Source organism: Fuerstiella marisgermanici, from assembly GCF_001983935.1.
GTDB classification, from domain to species: domain Bacteria; phylum Planctomycetota; class Planctomycetia; order Planctomycetales; family Planctomycetaceae; genus Fuerstiella; species Fuerstiella marisgermanici.
On the sequence record NZ_CP017641.1, the window covers coordinates 646,554 to 662,740 of the forward strand.

Below are 16,187 nucleotides of genomic sequence, written 5' to 3' on the forward strand. Positions count from 1 at the left end.
CGCGACGCTCACTGGCCGAATTGCATGGCGTACAGTTCGGCGTCCTTCATCACGAAACGCAGCCGAATCGACTCACCCGCCAGTCCCGCGACTCCGCTGCCAAATTTCCACGACACAACCTGATTCGTGGCGTCGCCTTTCAGGCTTGTACAGTCTGTTCGTGAGAACCCTTCGACCGCTTTACCTGCCGCATCACACACTTCCACCGCCAGCGAACCACCGTCTTTGCAGCGGTAGTTGACGCGAAGCGTCATGCCGTCGAATGTGATTGGTTTCGTGAGCACTTCGCCGCTTCCCTGCAGAGCAGCAAATCCATCCTTGCGATACGTGAAACGACGTACTCGGCTGTCCGGGCCGGCGTAGTAGGCTTCGGTGGCGTAAACCGACAACTCATCCGGTCGCCCCGGCAGTTCCAGCAGGCCGTAGGTCATGTAGTTGCTGCGGTTGCCGTCACGATCTTTGGGCGCTGACTGCGGAATGATCGCCTTTTCGAAGCGGTGGAAATTCACCCCGTCCCGACTGGACATAAACACGGGTTCGACCTGCTGTGTCTTGGGGATATATCGAGTCGGAAACCCAATCCGAATGTGAGGTGCGTGCGAATACGGGCGAATGGTGTTTGTGTACAAATGCTGATCTGGAGCCCCCGGGTACGAGAGTAGCACGGGCTTTGTCCATGTAACGAAATCGTCCGACGCACACATCATGATCGTCCGCACTCCGTCTACGAATGTGCGGTGATAGTCGACATATTTGCCGGTGACCGGATCCCAAAATGCCAGATTCTGAGAATCGAAATAGCCTTCGGTGATCACTGGTTCCTCGCTGATCAACGACCAGTGGATCCCATCTGGCGACTTGAACGCGTACAGGCCTTTCTTAGCCTGCGGTCGGCCTCGCGAAATGGCTTTGTATTTTGCATCAGCCGATGCGTCGGGATTATGGTCTTTAAACGGCGTGAAGCAGTGAGTGCCAATGCCGTTCCAGACGATATTGTTCTCCTTCGAGCCTTCCCATTCGTAGAGGCCGAGTTTCGGCTTCGTCCAATGAATGCCGTCGTTACTTTCTGCATAGCAGGTGACTTCGTCGTGGGTCCCCTTCATGTTCTTTGTGTGAGACCCGCGATAGTACATGCGATAGATATCGTCATCTTGAAAGATCGAATAGTACGCACACGTGTTTCCTTCCCAGGATTCGCCGGTCACCAGGACAACTTCCTGAGGTTCCGGTCTCTGCACCTGTAACGACACTCCGTCGGACATCGAATCAATCAGGAATTCGTCGACGAATAGTTCACGTCGCGACTCCAGCGCGATGGGATCGGCCGCCGATGATCCGGCGTTGGAAACTAATAACACGCAGACCGTGGCAAGTGTACGGATTGGAACACTGTTGGCAGGCAGAGTACACATCGTGAGACCTCTCATGGCGGGAACGAACTTCGGGGAATACAGAGCATGGTCAATTGAATTGCATACGTAAAGCAACTTACTGTAATTGCTCGACGCATGCTGATCGCTACTTCAGCTACCGATCAGCACCTTCCAATCTAACGCCGCTGCTTGCCCGACCTGCTACGTCTTTAGCCAGCGTATTCAGTCAGCCTCGCAGGAAGATCAGCAGCGAACATACGGCCGTCGCGAAGAGTAACACAGCGGTACTGCAGCCCGCGCCCTTGCGATCCAAACCGGCAAAGCGTTCGGGGTCCTTTTCAACTAGTGAAGGAATCAGCTGATCGACGAACTCCTTCGCTTCCATTAAGCCTTTGCCAGTGGAATCGCGATAGATCCTAATCGCCTGGAGCTTCCGACCTCGCTCCAGAGCTTCGGTCATGTCTGCCACGACACCCGGTGCTAAATCCTCATCAGCCATCTGCTTCCCTCTCTCCGGCTCGTTGTGTGTGTTGTTTAGTTTTGCACAGATTCTTTAGCCACTCGCAGCACGTTGCCGCCGATGATCTTGCGAATGTCGTCGTCCGTATAGCCTCGCTGAACCAGCCCGACGGTGAACAACGGCCAGTTGGTCCATGCCACGCTGTTGCGAGCGTCCTGCGTTGTGACGTAGTCGTCTTTCGGCCACAGCGACCGAAAGTCAGCTCGCTTCTTCCCTGTTGACGGAACCTTTTTCGACTCCGCCGCAAAGTTTTGCGACGTGTAGGCCACGTCGGTTCCGATTGCGACGTGGTCAACGCCGAACGTTTTTGCAACGTAATCGATGTGGTCCAGCAGAACTCCGATATTACCTGCGCCACGCAGATACCTCGGGATACAGCAGATGCCCGCAAAGCCGCCGGAATCGACGATCGCCTTCAACACATCGTCCGGTTTGCTGCGGATATGCGGATAGATCGCCCCCGCAACAGTGTGGCTGGCGACTACGGGTTTGCTCGACACCTTCGCTGCTTCCAGACTGGTTTGCCAGCCGGAATGAGCACAATCCGGGATCACGCCGATACGATTCATTTCCGCGACGGCCGCTCGCCCAAAGTCGCTCAACCCTGCGTTCGACGTTTCCCCGCACCCATCGCCGATCATGTTGCGACGCTGGTACGTCAGATGCATCATGCGAATGCCAAGCTGGTAGAAAATTCGCACATAGCTGAGTTCTTCCGGCACGGTGTTCCATTCCTGAGCCAGCGGAACTCCGTTGCCCGTGAGATACAAACAATGTCGTCCGTTGCGTTTCGCGTCCAGCACGTCCTCTGGCACGACGGCCTTTGTGATGAAGTCTTTCATGGCGTCAGTGACAAACGTAAATCGCGCGAGGCGTTTGAGCAATCGTCCAGGATCCTGGCCTTCTTCACCAGCGTTTTGGAAAACACACGTCACGCCGGACGCTTTCCATGCGGCATGATATTCGGCCTGTTCGACGGGATCGATTGCACATCGAGTCATCGACATTTCTTCGCGAAGGTCTTTGATCTCCGCGTTCGATCCACCTTCTTCCACCAAGGCTTTCATCGCGTCGCCGTCGATGGCAGAGCGTGGTGAGAAGCCGTAAGAATCGAATACCACCGAGTCGGCGTGTAGCTCAAGTCCATGTTGCAGGTCCGCCGGGGACGGCTTCAGAATACTCAACGCGACTTCGCGAGCATGTTGAATCGTCGGGTTCAGCCGTTCGGTCAGATCGGCGACGGGATTTGGTTCGTCGGCAGAACTGCTCGATGTCGTTGCGATGGCAGCGGTCGCCGCCGTGGCCTGCAAAAAGGTACGTCGGTCCATAGTTTTGCTCTGAGCGTTGGTGGGGAATGATCGTCTGGTCGTAGGGGCCTGATCCTATGATGTTCCGAGTCTTTCTGCCACACAGCGCTCCGCAAACCATTGGGGCGAACCAATGCCCGCATTCTCGTGTCATTGGGCATGGTATGTATGTTGCCTGGAATCCCAATGAGCTGTTGCTATGCGTGTTTCATTCCTTTCTCGCGTGTCGCCCATTCGAAACGATCGCAACGAGTTTGTTTCGAAGGATCTTCTCCTTTTTGATTCCTTTTCTGGAAACTTTACATGCCGATTAGTAAGCACCAGCGCGAAAAATTGCTGGCGTTGTGCGGGCAGTTAAACGAAGACGACGCGGTTGATCCGCGTGAATTCTTTCGAAAGAAGTACCGCACGAAAGACTCCAAGGCGCTTCGCTTGTGCAAACAGGTCGCTGACACTCTGTCATTGGTTTTGTCGGGCGAATTTTCCGACGAAGTGTTGCAAAGTCTGGAAGTGTTCTCTGTGCAGCCAGCTCCCAGCAGCAAACGCCTGTTGGTCGTCGTGAAACCGCACGAAGACATTTTGGACACGACAACTCCTGCTGAAATTGTGCAGAAGCTGGACACCGTCAAGAGCATTCTACGCAGCGAAATGGCAGCGGCTATTTCTCGAAGCAAGACGCCGTCACTGGTGTTCGAAGTCGTCTGGCCTCAAGACGACTGTTGACCTGAACAGCGAGCCGGGTCTGTAGGTACCCGGCTCGCTTTTTTTACACAAAAAGCAGTTAGTTCTGCCAGCTCGATTGGCCGCGAACGGAACAACTCCAGACAAACGTTCCCGCCACGTCGTTATCTAGCCGCTGCCTGCCTTGGCGTGCTTCCCGCGGACTTTAATAGCTCACGAAGGTTTAGTTTTACGTAAGGCATTTCGGCCGCCGGCTTCGTGTGACTGGCGTTGGCGACGTACAGAATTCCGTCGGCGGGGACGAACAGCACATTATGCAGATTCGACTCCATTGCCACCGGACGACTCATCATCCACATGGCCACGTCCGCATCAATCTGGCCGTGCTTTTCGGTTACTCGTTCTCGCAGTTTTTCGAGTCGACTTCCAGCCGAAAGCACAACGGTGTCCGGAATCCCTTTGCCCAGGCGTTCGTGTCCCACGCCCGGTTTGATGAATTCAATCTTTTCCGGATACGCGGCAACTCCGACCGCTTCGTTGGTCTTACCATCGGCGAAGACGTAGTAGTATTCGCATGTTCGAGGATTGTCGGACCACAGCGCCATGACTTCCTTCAGCGTGGAACATTCTTCCAACGCACGCCGCATCAGCGTCGCCATGGGCACGCCGTCCCAGTTGCCTTCGCCACGGCCTCCCATCTCTCCCAGCGATATCGCCTGATCATTCATGCCGCTCACGCTGCCAATGAACGCGGCGTAACCGACGTTGGCAAATGCGTGATGGTCCTGAGGCTTGACGATAAACGTCGTCGCTGCATCCTGAAGACCGATCGTTGTCATGTAGTCCAGAACTCGACCGTGAAACAACTTGCCATCTTTTGTGGCGCTGTCGAATACCGCGAACCCGGAACAGTGAAACATTTCGGGGAATACATTCAGAATCTGCAACGTTTCGTTTGGCAGATCCAACGCCGTTGCAAGCGCTGCTGTTTCTTGTTTATGACGCTCGGGGATGTAAGGAGTCAGCCGCGCGTAAGCGGCTTCAATATCGTGACGGAACCACTGCCCCGTGCGGATCACGTGAGCCGTCCCAAACGAATACAGCACCGATTCGATGCACCGAATTGATTCGTCCCGAAGAAGCTGCCCGTGAGCCGTCCCAATCTGGTCCGGCGTCCCATCCAGAATGGCGACGCGCTGACCTTCGATCCAGCGGAGTTCGCCATGAGCGACCTTACGCGGCTGCTGTCGTGGGTTTTTCAGGATCGCCGCCGGAGCCAGCACTTCGGTCGCGCGATGTACGCCGCGAGCCAACGTGCGTTCCAGTTCTTCGCGCGGGATTTCGACAATCTTCATGCCCTGAAGGTCATCCTTCATGGCAGGAATGTCGCTCGACAGCTTGAGTTCCACACTGCCAAAGTCAGCATTGATGAACATGTGGCCCGCTGCAGGAAACCGTACCGGACTATGCCTGGTAAGCGTCCACTTTGAAGATGCCGGATCCAATTCGAGCTTCAGCGGCTTCTTAAGCATCTGCATCAGTGGATCCATATAATCCGGCTGAATCAGCGACACTATTGTCGCCATCTGCTTCGCGTCGGACGCCGCGCTGATCAATCGATTGCTTACACCGTCAGGACTTAATCGGACCTCCTGCGAGACATCGCCTTTGCCGACATAAGCCACCTTGTGCAAAGGCAGAATTAATGCTGTCGAATCTACGCGGCGACGGATTTCGACCGCATAGTCTTTGTGCGACAGTTTCAGGTCGAACGCTTCGTCGTTGAAGCGGACCAGTTGCAACTGGATCGGCTGCGGCTTGTTGTCGATCTGAATCTGGAGGTCGCCGGATAACTGAAACTCGGCCTGCCGTCCCGCTAGCATTTCCAGATAAGGCTTCAATCCTTCCTGCAGAGACACAGAAGAAGTTGCGACGTCTTCGGCGATCGACAGGACTGGGTGGAGTCCAACAAAGACGAACAGCAGGGAGGGAAGTAAGAAACGTATCATGAAAGCATCTCACAGGGCAGGAAAGGAAACGCGAGAGGATCCATAGTAAGCAATGCGGCGGCGCAAATGAAGTTCGAACATTCACTCAGTCAAAGTCTCGCCGCTCAACCGCCAGCTGCCTTACTACTCGATGTCTGAAATCAGACTAGCGCCCAACGGAAGCGGTGCCGGCGCTCTCACCCAACCACGTCTTGCAACTCCCCACGCCATCGGCCGTCGGGCCACCCCGACTTATTCAGGTTTAAGAGGCCGTTGCATGAGTTCTATGGTGGCGGTGCGTGGCGACTTGTTTTCGAACAGTACGTTGAAGACCTCCTGAGCGATCGGCATGTCGAGTTGTCGTTCTTGTGAAATGCTTTGAATGCTGCGAGCGGTAAAGACACCTTCCGCCACAGCGTGCATCGCGTCTTGAATTTCTCGCAGTGACTGTCCCTGGCCGAGTAATTCGCCAACCCGACGATTGCGGCTGTGTTGGCTGCCGCAGGTGGCGATGAGGTCTCCGATGCCGGCGAGGCCGTAGAACGTATCCGGGACGGCTCCCATCGCTTCGCCGAAGCGAACCATTTCCGCGAGTCCTCGCGTAATCAATGCGGCCTTTGCATTGTCGCCGAACTGCAGTCCATCGCTGATTCCGGCGGCGATGGCGATCACATTTTTCAAAGCACCCGCGAGCTCGACACCTAACAAGTCGTTATTTGAATAGACTCGCAGGTTGTTGTTGGAAAATGCCTGCTGAACGATTTCTGCGTGCGGCAGGCTGTCCGACGCAGCAACCACGGTTGCAGGCCGACCGCAGGCCACTTCTTCAGCGTGACACGGTCCGCCGAACGCAACAACGGGACGATCGCCGAGCAGCTGTTGAATCATTTGGCTGGGGCGGATCAGTGTTTCGTTTTCAATGCCCTTCACAGCGCTGACAAGCAACGCTTCCGACGGAATGTGGCTTTTGAGCGTGGTGATGACGTCACGTATCCCTCGCGTCGGGACACACACGACCACCATATTTGCGTTCTTCAACGCGGCCTCGGCATCAGCGGTGACGAGTATGGAATCTGCCAGACGCACGCCAGGCAGCAGGCGTTTGTTTTCACGAGACTCCGCAATTTCATGTGCGTAGGCAGGGTTTCGCACCCAAAGACGAACATCGTGCGTCGGTTCGACGGCCAGCACGTTGGCGCAGGCCGTTCCCATCGCACCCCCGCCGAGAAGACAAATTGAGTTCGCCATCGTTACTGGATTCCTCAGCGCCGTAAATTGTTGATCGGTGGGTGTTGAAATGTGAATTGCACGTGGACGGATACCCTACTGCCCGTCGCCGAACGATGAGCCTCACTACTTTATTCGGTTTTATCCGTACAGAACAGGCTGCGAATAGGGGTGGGTGTGTCAAAGAATTTTGCCTGTTCGGAAAAACCGTCCCAGACTCCCACTAAGGATCGCGCGATCCAGGACAGAACAACATTTTCAATCGCTCCGCCGACTCGGAGCACACCCATCAGAAAGTAGATTCGATGGAACAACAACTTACAGCACCCGTGGGAAGCCCGGATTTCGTTGAACGTCGATCTGCTTCAAGTGGTAGCGCACCATCAGGCGAACGCCGTCAGTTTCGAGATGGCAATCGGTCTCTGCGTCCGGAAGTCGCTGAATTTGCTGATGCGGTCGATCATTACAAGATCAGCAATCGACGCCGCTTCATCACGTTTGAAGAACTTTACGACGTGATGGCGTCGCTTGGCTATCACCGGTAACTGCAGTCGGTCAACAACGCTGCATTTGACCAGCCTGCACATTCGCTGGCTGTCTTGAATGCAGGTGGACGTCGAATTCAGAGGCCTGGCGACGTCTACTCAGCGCGGCGGACGTGGCTTCTAAAGCGAATCTCGCTGACTTGTGGCGGCGGAGCAAGTGGTTCGGACGATGAAGGCCGTTTCCTGCGAGCGCGAACCGTCCACAATAATATGGCAACTACTCTAGTCCGGCATAATCGGCACAGTCGGTTTTCTTCCGTGACCGCTCATGTTTCCTTTTGTTATCAGCATCATTCAACCGGATTATTTTGCTCCGTCGTTAGTTTTTGTGGAAGACTGCTAAAGTGAGTCGTAAGTTTTCCCCCGAACGCGAGAGAGTGCTGATCAATGATGGAATTTGAAACGGACCTTGTGGTCACTGAGCGACGTAGTCGCGGACGACGCAAGGCACTGGCGGAATCGTCCAACTCAAGAACTGGCAGCTTTAGCAAAAAAGACGCGCCTCAAGTCACTGATCGACGCAAGCAGGATCGCCGTCGGCAGATTGACCCCACCACCTGTGAACGGGACTACAGCGGTGGCGAAGTTGAATTTATGCGCGCCATGGATGACTATAAGCGCCGCAGCGGGCGACCGTTTCCAACATGGAGCGAAGTACTGGAAGTACTGATCAGCCTTGGATATCGCAAAGTCGCCGAACCTTCTGAGATGGAATGGCGTTCGTCCGGAGAATAGACGGCTGCCTGGCTTACGAAAAGATGTTCGATAATATGGTCGAACGTGGCGGACGCTTTTTCCGCCCTCTTTTCGTGCCGCTTAAATCTCGAGGTGAGCGATGCTGTTTCGTGGTATGGCCGCTGTGCCAGTTCTGGCCTCATTATTGATCATGGTCACCAGCTCCGGATTCGCAGCGCACAATGTTCGAGCGGCTGAGAACGTGCCCATCGATCAGGTGTTCTCGACGACGGACAGTCTGGTCACCGTTAGTGACGCAGCTGCCGACGCTAAGGAGTGTCTCGACGGGTTGTGCTGGAAGCCACAAACATTCGCGGTCGAATGTCGCCGCCCGAAACGCAAGCTGATCGATGCGATCGTGCGTTTTCCATCGGCAAAGCCCGTCGGCATTCCTCAGAACGATACCGTGAACGTCGAATGGTACGCCGCCACGACACCGGACGGCAAAATTTGCACAGCACCAGCGATGATTGTCGTTCATGAATCCGGCAGCGGCATGACTGTCGGCCGCCTGGTGGCTCGCGGGCTCCGCGATCGCGGCATGCATGCGTTTATGGTGCAGCTACCGTTTTACGGCAGCCGTCGTCCTCGTGGCATAGACGTCGACGATCAGAACTTCGGAGTTGTCATGGAGCAGGCGATCGCTGACGTGCGTCGAGCTCGTGATGCGATTGCCGTGCTGCCTGGCGTGGATTCGGATAGGATCCACCTGCAGGGGACGAGTCTCGGAGGATTTGTGGCGGCCACGACTGCCGGCTTAGACGACGCCTTCCATAACGTTTTCATCCTGTTGGCGGGCGGCGATCTGCCGAAACTGGTAGCGACCGGACAACGCGAAACCGCGGAGCTAAAGGTGTTGCTTGAGCAGCAGGGATTCGTCGGAGAACGCATGCTGGCGCTGCTGAATCGATTTGAACCCAATCGTCTGGCACATCGAATTTCAGAAGACCGTTTGTGGCTGTTCACCGCATCCTTCGACACAACCGTACCGCCCATCCACGCTGATTCGTTAGCCAAAGCGGCGGGACTGGCATCAGATCACCACATCAGGATGCCAGCCACGCATTATTCGGGCGTGATCTTTCTGCCGATCGTACTTGACCAGATCGCCGAAAAATCGGGCGGACGAACAATGGTGACTCAGTAATCGTCCAGCCACGGTATCTCAGTCTTGCACTGCCGATCGCACTACGGCGTCACTGGCTGCACCCACGCTCGTTCGAACTCACCTTTTTCAGACGGATTCGGATGCTTACGTGACGATGTCACGACGGCGCGGACGTACAGCTCTTTGCCCGTCATTTTATAGCTGGCCGATGTCCCTTCGCTGGACTGCAGCACGGTGCCCACGTCGTCGCTGTAAACGCGAGTCATGCTGTCGGCTTTGTCCGGGTCGTCAATGGCCGGTTTTGAAGAATCGTCAAAGTCTTTCAGAGTACCAATGAAATCCGTGCGGTAAGTGATGCCTTCTTCTGCCGCAATAGACACGTTCAACGTGCCATCACTGATTTCGACGCTGTCTAACGTGACGCCACTGGATGAGTAAAAGCGTCCCGCTTCGATTGCCAGAATCATCGCGTCCGGTGTCAGCGTGTCGGCCAACACCATCACCCAGCCTCGCCCGGGCTGACTGCCCTTGCCTGGTTCAGTCACGTGATAAGCGTGCCCATCGTCGGTCGCCAGTCCATACATCAACGGCAATTCTAATTTTGATTGTCGCCATGTGTTGATGATGTCCCACATACGTTCGGTAGAAGCGTGAGTATCGTCGCCGGAATTGTGGACTGACGGATGGCCGTTGTAGACTTCAAAAAAGTTCTCACCGACAACATTCATCAATTGTTCTGCTGTGATGCCATAGTGAAAATTCGGATGGTTCAGATGGATCAATGCCTTCTGCCCGGTTCGTTCTCGATGAGAGATGGCGGCGTTGACATTCTGTTGCATCGTTTCCAGCACACTGCTTCCACCCAGCGGAGGAAGCAAATCGTTGGTGTTTGAGATGCACATGTGAATGGGCAGGTTCTTGTAGCGATCCGTGATTTCTTCGCCCTGAATCAGCAGAAATTCCTGCGGTTTCGCAATGCGGTCGAACACTTCGTCAAACGTCTTCAAGCGAACCTGTTTGCGATCCTTTTCGGTGCGAGTCTGAACCCAATTACCCGAAAATGCGGCGGTTAGCTTTTCAAACGCTTTGACGCCTCCTTTGTTCTTTTCTACGTCAATCCATCGCTCGCCCCGCTGCAGGACGTTGTGATCGGTGACGACCAGGAAGTCGTATCCTTTTTCCCGATACCACGTGGCAATCATTTCCGGGTAGTCGTCGCCGTCACTCCACAAAGAATGTGTGTGCATGTTGCCGCGATACCACTTGGAATCGCCATCGGCTTTTAACGATATGTCCTCGCCAAACGCGTGAGTTCCTAAGAACAGAAAGCTGAGGCCGAGCAGAATTAAGTTTGTACGCATTACGGGAAGGCTCCACAGGTTCGAATATTCATCTGGCCAAAAGCTACAGCGAGTCGCACCAGACTGCAACTCAGGTCACCAGAAGTCATCGTTCCACGCCTTCGCCAGACGCTAGCCAGTCAGTTGCTCAACCAAATGCTGCACGTCCCAATGATCGCGGGCTTCCACAATCTGGCGATCACGAAAGACGGCCAGCGAGCTTCCTTTTAGCGAAACCCATCTGTGGGTTGCCGGAATGCCCAGAAACTCGGCAACGTGTTTCTTGCGGACACTCCAATAGGCAACTGCGGAATTGCCGTCGACGAGCACGTTTTCCACGGTCAATTCCAGCGGGTTGAAGGCCATGTGAATCGCACTTATCCTTTGGCGAATCGGTGCTCGACCGCGAAGAGTGCTGCCTTCGGCGTACAGTAGCACCCGTTCATGCATCAGGTCGTCGATTACGCTCAGGTCCCGCTTGTTAAACGCTCGTTTAAACCAACTTCGGGTTAGGCCCTCCACTTGCGGATTGGAATAGCGAACAACCAACTGATCGGACTGTGGAAGTCGAGGCTGCGATCCCTGCGGCTGGCTTTCTCTGTAGGTATCGAGGATATCCTTTAGCGTATCCGTAGCCACCGGGCCGCCGCGTTCCAGTTTGCGAATCAGGCGGTCGGTGTAGCCGGATTTGTTCGCCGCAACCTGCTGAGTCCATCCCAACGCATGGCGAATTTCTTTCAGTCGGCGACCATCCACGCGAACACTGCCGGAGCGGAAAACAGAATCGGGATCTGTCATCATGTCAGATGCATCGGTAAAATGGCGGGGCATCCCGCCGTGAACGTTTCTTATTGTAAATCCGGCCTCTTATTAATAAGTGAGGACAAGAGTCCGGTTTTTGCGCAAAATTCGTAAAAAGTTCGGTTTTACTCAGCCTACTGCGTGAAGATGACAACACTGACATCCTCTTTATATTCACGTGCCTTCAATCATCCAAAGTTCGGTCATCGCTCACGCCGTCGCCGGCGATTCCGCAGCCTGCGCTAAACTCTTGAAGACGTGCCGCCCGTTACTGCGTCTTGTCGCTCAACGCCATTGCCGCGAGATGCTGCGGGCAAGGTTTGACGAATCCGACATCGTGCAGTTGACATGCATGGAAGCTCATCGGGCGTTACCTGAGTTTCGTGGCAAGACAGCCAGCGAACTGCTCGCATGGCTGAACACGATACTGCGGCGCACAATTTGGCGGTTGGACAACGAACATACGGCTCAGCAGCGTGACGTGGCGCGGGAATTCATTCCAACTGCGAACGAAGAGAGCCTGTCATTCATTTGGAACACGCTGCCAGCCCACGGCAAAGGACCGGCGTCCAGGCTAATCATGGGGGAAGCGGCCCTGGCTGTCGCGGCGGCTCTGGACAAACTACCGGACGACTATCGCGCTGTTTTGGAAATGCGTTTTCTGGACAGTATGAAGCTGAAAGAGATCGCAAATCAGAAGCAAACGACGGTCGGTGCCGTGGCGGGCAATTTGCGGCGAGGACTGGAGATGCTGCAGCAACTGCTTCCGCCAGACATGGCTCAGGAGCTGCAGTCGTGAGCGATGCCTCAGAAAGTTTACAGCCCAGCGATTCGCCAACGACTCTGGACGATCTCATCGCATCGTACCTTGAACTTGCTGACGGCGGGCACGAAGTTGATCCGGCGGGCTTTGTCGCTCCATGGCCGCAGCATCGGACGGAATTTCTGCAATTCGTCGCCCGCCATGCCGGACTGAATCGGTTGGCCACACAACCTTCCTCCGACGAGATTCAACCGTTGCGTCGCCAAACCGCTGAGCAACTGCAGGGGCTGGAATCTGAATTCCAGCTAGGCGGCCTGCTGGGCAAAGGAGGCATGGGAACGGTTTGGTCGGCGATTCGTCGAAGTGATCAACTACCAGTCGCCATCAAAGTTCTGAATGCAAACATGTCAGTTGTCGACGACATTCGCATTCGGTTTTTGCGTGAAGCACGGGCGATTCAATCGCTTGACCACCCTCACATCGTGCCATGCCTGGACGTGGGGCATTCCGGCGGCTCGCCATATTTGGTGATGAAGCTTATCGAAGGGGTGACGCTGGCAGATGTGGTTGCGGAACAGGTTAGAGTCGATTCGAATCAGCCGACCGTGCCGTTGGGGGATTCTGCTTCGGTGGCCCCGGTGCATGAAGCAGACGGTCGCGTCGCGGAATGTGTAACCCAGGCACAAGGCAACGTCACATGGTTTCAGACGATCGGTCGCCTTGTCGCGGACATTACGGCGGGTTTAAGTGCTGCCCACGAGATTTCAATCGTGCACCGTGATGTGAAACCGTCGAATCTGATGCTGGACCGCAGCGGGAAGATCTGGCTGACCGACTTCGGTCTGGCCTCCATCGGAGAGTCTCGCACACTGCTGACTGCCACCGGCGATATCCTCGGCACGCCCGCTTTCATGAGTCCCGAGCAAGCTGCCGGAAATCGCGGGGCAGTTGATCACCGTACCGACATCTATTCGCTGGGAGCCACCCTCTATACATTGGCGGCGCGGCGGCGACCGTATTCAGGAACCGGGCATCAGATCATTCGCGATGTTTGTGAAGGCCACCTGACGCCGCCATCCGCCCATCGAACCGACATCCCGCGCGACCTCGAAGCGATCATTCTGAAAGCGATGGCCCATCAGTCGTCGAATCGGTATTCCACTTGTAAGTCGCTGGAAAGAGACTTGCGACACTTCGTCGACGGCCTGCCCGTGCAGGCGCGAATGCCGGGGCCGCTCGTCCGAATCACGCAATGGATGGCACGCAATCCCGCAACCAGTCTCGTGACGATGACAATCGTGATGGTGTCGGTGATGGCGATCTTGATCGGGCAGGCCGTTGTCTCCCGACGTCTGTCAGGATTGAATGCGCAGCTGACGTCCAGCAACAGTGAACTTGATCAGGCGAATGTCTGGTTAGTTGAATCCAACAATCGACTCAATTCCAGCAAGCGTGACATTCAACACTTGCTATATGTCTCGGACACCGCTGCCGCCTACCAGGCTTTCCACGACAACGAAACAGATACGGCTCGACGGCTACTCACGCGTCACATACCGGATGACGGCGAATCTGATCCGCGCGGGTTTGAATGGCATTTGCTGAATCGGATTTCCCAACCGGCGGAGCAACTCTCAATTCAAGGCCACGATGGTTCGGCAACGGAAATCGCGATGATCCCCGGCACGAATCAGTTTCTGACAGGGGGCACCGATGGCCACGTACGGCACTGGAGCTGGCAGTTGTCCGATGATGGTCTGACGTCGCCGACGTTGATAAAAGAGATTCCGGTTGCTGGCCCGGTCCATGCTCTGACAGTTTCTCCGCTGGGTGATCGGTTCGTGGTCGGGCAGATCGGACCGCTTGAGGTGAATCTTGCGACTTTGCATGAACTCTCTTCCGGCGAAAAGACGCGGACACTTTGCCTGCGAACGACAACTATTGAGTCTGCCTGTTTTTCCAACGATGGCCTCCGGATTGCTCTGGGCAACCGGTATGGCCAGATCACTGTCCTGTCGATTGATGGGAAATTGCTGAATACGCTGCCAGCGGATGCTCGAAACGTGAATATCGGATTCACGTCCGATGATCAGCATGTTACAGCGATCAACAATTCGGCGAACGGAATCAATGTCTTTTCGCTGTCCGGCGACGAAGCACGGGTGAATCTCTCCACAAAGTTCCTGCCCGTTGCGTACGCTCACGTGTCCGAAAGAAAAGACTGGATGGTCGTGGCCGGTGCGTCTGACGTCGTCTTGCTGGACGGTGTTTCGGACAGGTATCTGACACATTCGCCCGACATCCGTGGCCGAGTTCGCGTGGTCGGGGTTTCTGATCAGGGAACGAGTTTCGCTGCTGGCTGCGACAACGGCCTGCTGCACGTCTGGACAGACCCGAAGATTTCGCCGTCGGCAAATTTGGCCCGAACCTCTGTCACTGCGCCAGTTACGATTGACACCGGGTCGGCAGGCATCACAAGCATCGCCTTCGTGCCGATGGGTTCGCTTTCAGTGAACGATGGAAAGATCACCGCCGAGACGATTCTGGCAACGACTGCTGACGGACAAATAAAGATCTGTCGCCTGCGAGTCGCAGATGCCTTCATCAGGCACCCGAATAAGTTTCAAAATGTTGCCGTTGTGACTTCAGGTTCTCGGGCGGCCTTTGCGTGGCACCGAAAGGAAGGTCTGTGCAGATTCGACGAATTGTTTTCCACTGATGCAGCGCCCACACCGATCGGAGTTCATCAGGCGGCCGACAGCCAAGCGTTAGCGGTCGCTCCCGACGGCTCGCAGGTTGCCCTGGCAACAACAGATGGTGTCGTTGTGGTGGATGCTGTCACGGGCGAAGTGATCAGCACTTTGGAAAATCCTGCGGCTCGCGAAGAGGCAAAGGACATTGTGTACTCCAGAGACGGCCGGCGTCTGTTCGTGCTTTATCGAACGACCATTGCCGAGTACGCCGCTGCCGACGGAGTCATGAAAGACGCAACCGCCAGTCCCACGGCGTTGATGAATCGCATGATTTTGCATCCCATTCTGGACAAACTCTTGATTACAACAGAAAACTCCGTCAGCCGCTATGATCCGAAAAGCGGTGAATTCGAATCATTGTACAACCCTAAGTACGGAACGAATCGGCCGAGTGTATCGGCGCTTTCTGCTGATGGAGGCATGGTCGCCGTGGGCTTGGAAGATGGCACGATCGAACTGATTGACGTTGAAACTCAGCAGAAAAAATCGTCGCTGCGTGGACATCGGTACAGAGTACACTGCCTGCACTTCTGGACGGACAATCGAGCTTTGGTGAGTTCCAGTGCTGACGAATCGCTGCGATTCTGGGACGTCAAAACCGGCCAGTCACTGGGCGAACTTCCAAACGCCGGACGGTGGTGTGTCCCGATCCTCGATCACAACGCCATCCTGAGCTGCGGCATGTCCGGACCGCTCAAACTCTGGCGCGGTGAGCCCCTCGAACGCCCGTAACCAGCCCCACGGCCATCCAGTCCTGCTCCGCCGCATTGGCTCCATTAGCTCGCCCCATGGACCTGCAAGGCCTCTGCACCAAGCGACTCGGCATGCGGTCCTAGTGCAAAAAAACGATGAATCTACGACAAGAGATCGTGGGCGATTGGGTGCGTTGCGGCCTTTTGGAAAGTTTTTGCAGATTTTTTTTCCTGCATTCTTTCAGCTTGAAATGGACTGCGCAGCTCGAACTCTGGCTTGCGTTCCGGTTCCGTTCCTGTTTGTCGCCGTTGATGGCGGATTACCCTACTTGGTCGGCGGTTCCGCTATGGAGA

Annotated in this window: 13 protein-coding genes; 6 read left to right on the forward strand and 7 right to left on the reverse strand. The window is 55.3% G+C overall.

Features of this window, described 5'->3' with window-relative positions; translation table 11 throughout:
- Positions 1–8 precede the first annotated feature (8 nt).
- From Fuma_RS02335 to Fuma_RS02345, 3 genes are all read right to left on the reverse strand, one after another.
- Positions 9–1,412: a glycoside hydrolase family protein gene (locus Fuma_RS02335; protein WP_083731743.1), complete on the reverse strand. Its 1,404-nt coding sequence runs from the start codon at positions 1,410–1,412 to the stop codon at positions 9–11.
- A 187-nt stretch (positions 1,413–1,599) separates the two neighbouring features.
- Positions 1,600–1,872, reverse strand: a complete 273-nt coding sequence (locus Fuma_RS02340; RefSeq protein WP_077022713.1) for a hypothetical protein — start codon at positions 1,870–1,872, stop codon at positions 1,600–1,602.
- Positions 1,873–1,907: 35 nt separating this feature from the next.
- A complete protein-coding gene (locus tag Fuma_RS02345; RefSeq protein ID WP_077022714.1) occupies positions 1,908–3,221 on the reverse strand; it encodes a dipeptidase in 1,314 nt (437 codons plus the stop codon).
- Between the two features lie 282 nt (positions 3,222–3,503).
- On the opposite strand from Fuma_RS02345, the gene Fuma_RS02355 reads away from it, so the two are divergent.
- Positions 3,504–3,923: a hypothetical protein gene (locus Fuma_RS02355; RefSeq protein ID WP_077022716.1), complete on the forward strand. Its 420-nt coding sequence runs from the start codon at positions 3,504–3,506 to the stop codon at positions 3,921–3,923.
- Positions 3,924–4,045: 122 nt separating this feature from the next.
- Here the strand turns inward: Fuma_RS02355 and Fuma_RS02360 are convergent, their stop codons facing one another.
- Together Fuma_RS02360 and Fuma_RS02365 are read right to left on the reverse strand one after the other, a co-directional pair.
- Positions 4,046–5,890 carry a C45 family autoproteolytic acyltransferase/hydrolase gene (locus Fuma_RS02360; protein WP_077022717.1) on the reverse strand — a complete coding sequence of 615 codons (1,845 nt, stop codon included), beginning with the start codon at positions 5,888–5,890 and terminating at the stop codon, positions 4,046–4,048.
- Between the two features lie 231 nt (positions 5,891–6,121).
- Entirely contained in the window at positions 6,122–7,117 is a 996-nt protein-coding gene (locus Fuma_RS02365) for an NAD(P)H-dependent glycerol-3-phosphate dehydrogenase (RefSeq protein WP_077022718.1), read from the reverse strand.
- 284 nt (positions 7,118–7,401) lie between these two features.
- On the opposite strand from Fuma_RS02365, the gene Fuma_RS02370 reads away from it, so the two are divergent.
- From Fuma_RS02370 to Fuma_RS02380, 3 genes are all read left to right on the forward strand, one after another.
- Entirely contained in the window at positions 7,402–7,641 is a 240-nt protein-coding gene (locus Fuma_RS02370; RefSeq protein WP_077022719.1) for a hypothetical protein, read from the forward strand.
- Positions 7,642–8,028: 387 nt separating this feature from the next.
- The gene (locus tag Fuma_RS02375; RefSeq protein ID WP_077022720.1) at positions 8,029–8,376 is read left to right on the forward strand and encodes a hypothetical protein; all 348 of its coding nucleotides are present in this window, start codon (positions 8,029–8,031) and stop codon (positions 8,374–8,376) included.
- A gap of 100 nt (positions 8,377–8,476) precedes the next feature.
- Complete coding sequence (locus Fuma_RS02380) at positions 8,477–9,523, forward strand: alpha/beta hydrolase family protein (protein ID WP_083731744.1); 1,047 nt, start codon at positions 8,477–8,479, stop codon at positions 9,521–9,523.
- Between the two features lie 41 nt (positions 9,524–9,564).
- On the opposite strand, the gene Fuma_RS02385 is transcribed toward Fuma_RS02380, so the two are convergent.
- Together Fuma_RS02385 and Fuma_RS02390 are read right to left on the reverse strand one after the other, a co-directional pair.
- Positions 9,565–10,845 carry a PHP domain-containing protein gene (locus tag Fuma_RS02385; RefSeq protein ID WP_077022721.1) on the reverse strand — a complete coding sequence of 427 codons (1,281 nt, stop codon included), beginning with the start codon at positions 10,843–10,845 and terminating at the stop codon, positions 9,565–9,567.
- A 111-nt stretch (positions 10,846–10,956) separates the two neighbouring features.
- Positions 10,957–11,625 carry an ester cyclase gene (locus Fuma_RS02390; RefSeq protein WP_158520830.1) on the reverse strand — a complete coding sequence of 223 codons (669 nt, stop codon included), beginning with the start codon at positions 11,623–11,625 and terminating at the stop codon, positions 10,957–10,959.
- Positions 11,626–11,803: 178 nt separating this feature from the next.
- Here Fuma_RS02390 and Fuma_RS02395 point away from each other — a divergent pair, with 178 nt between their 5' ends.
- Positions 11,804–12,424, forward strand: coding sequence for a sigma-70 family RNA polymerase sigma factor (locus Fuma_RS02395; protein WP_158520831.1), 621 nt, complete (start codon positions 11,804–11,806; stop codon positions 12,422–12,424).
- The gene (locus Fuma_RS02400) at positions 12,421–15,873 is read left to right on the forward strand and encodes a WD40 repeat domain-containing serine/threonine-protein kinase (protein ID WP_077022722.1); all 3,453 of its coding nucleotides are present in this window, start codon (positions 12,421–12,423) and stop codon (positions 15,871–15,873) included. The genes Fuma_RS02395 and Fuma_RS02400 overlap by 4 nt, the downstream gene beginning before the upstream one ends.
- Positions 15,874–16,187: the final 314 nt, after the last annotated feature.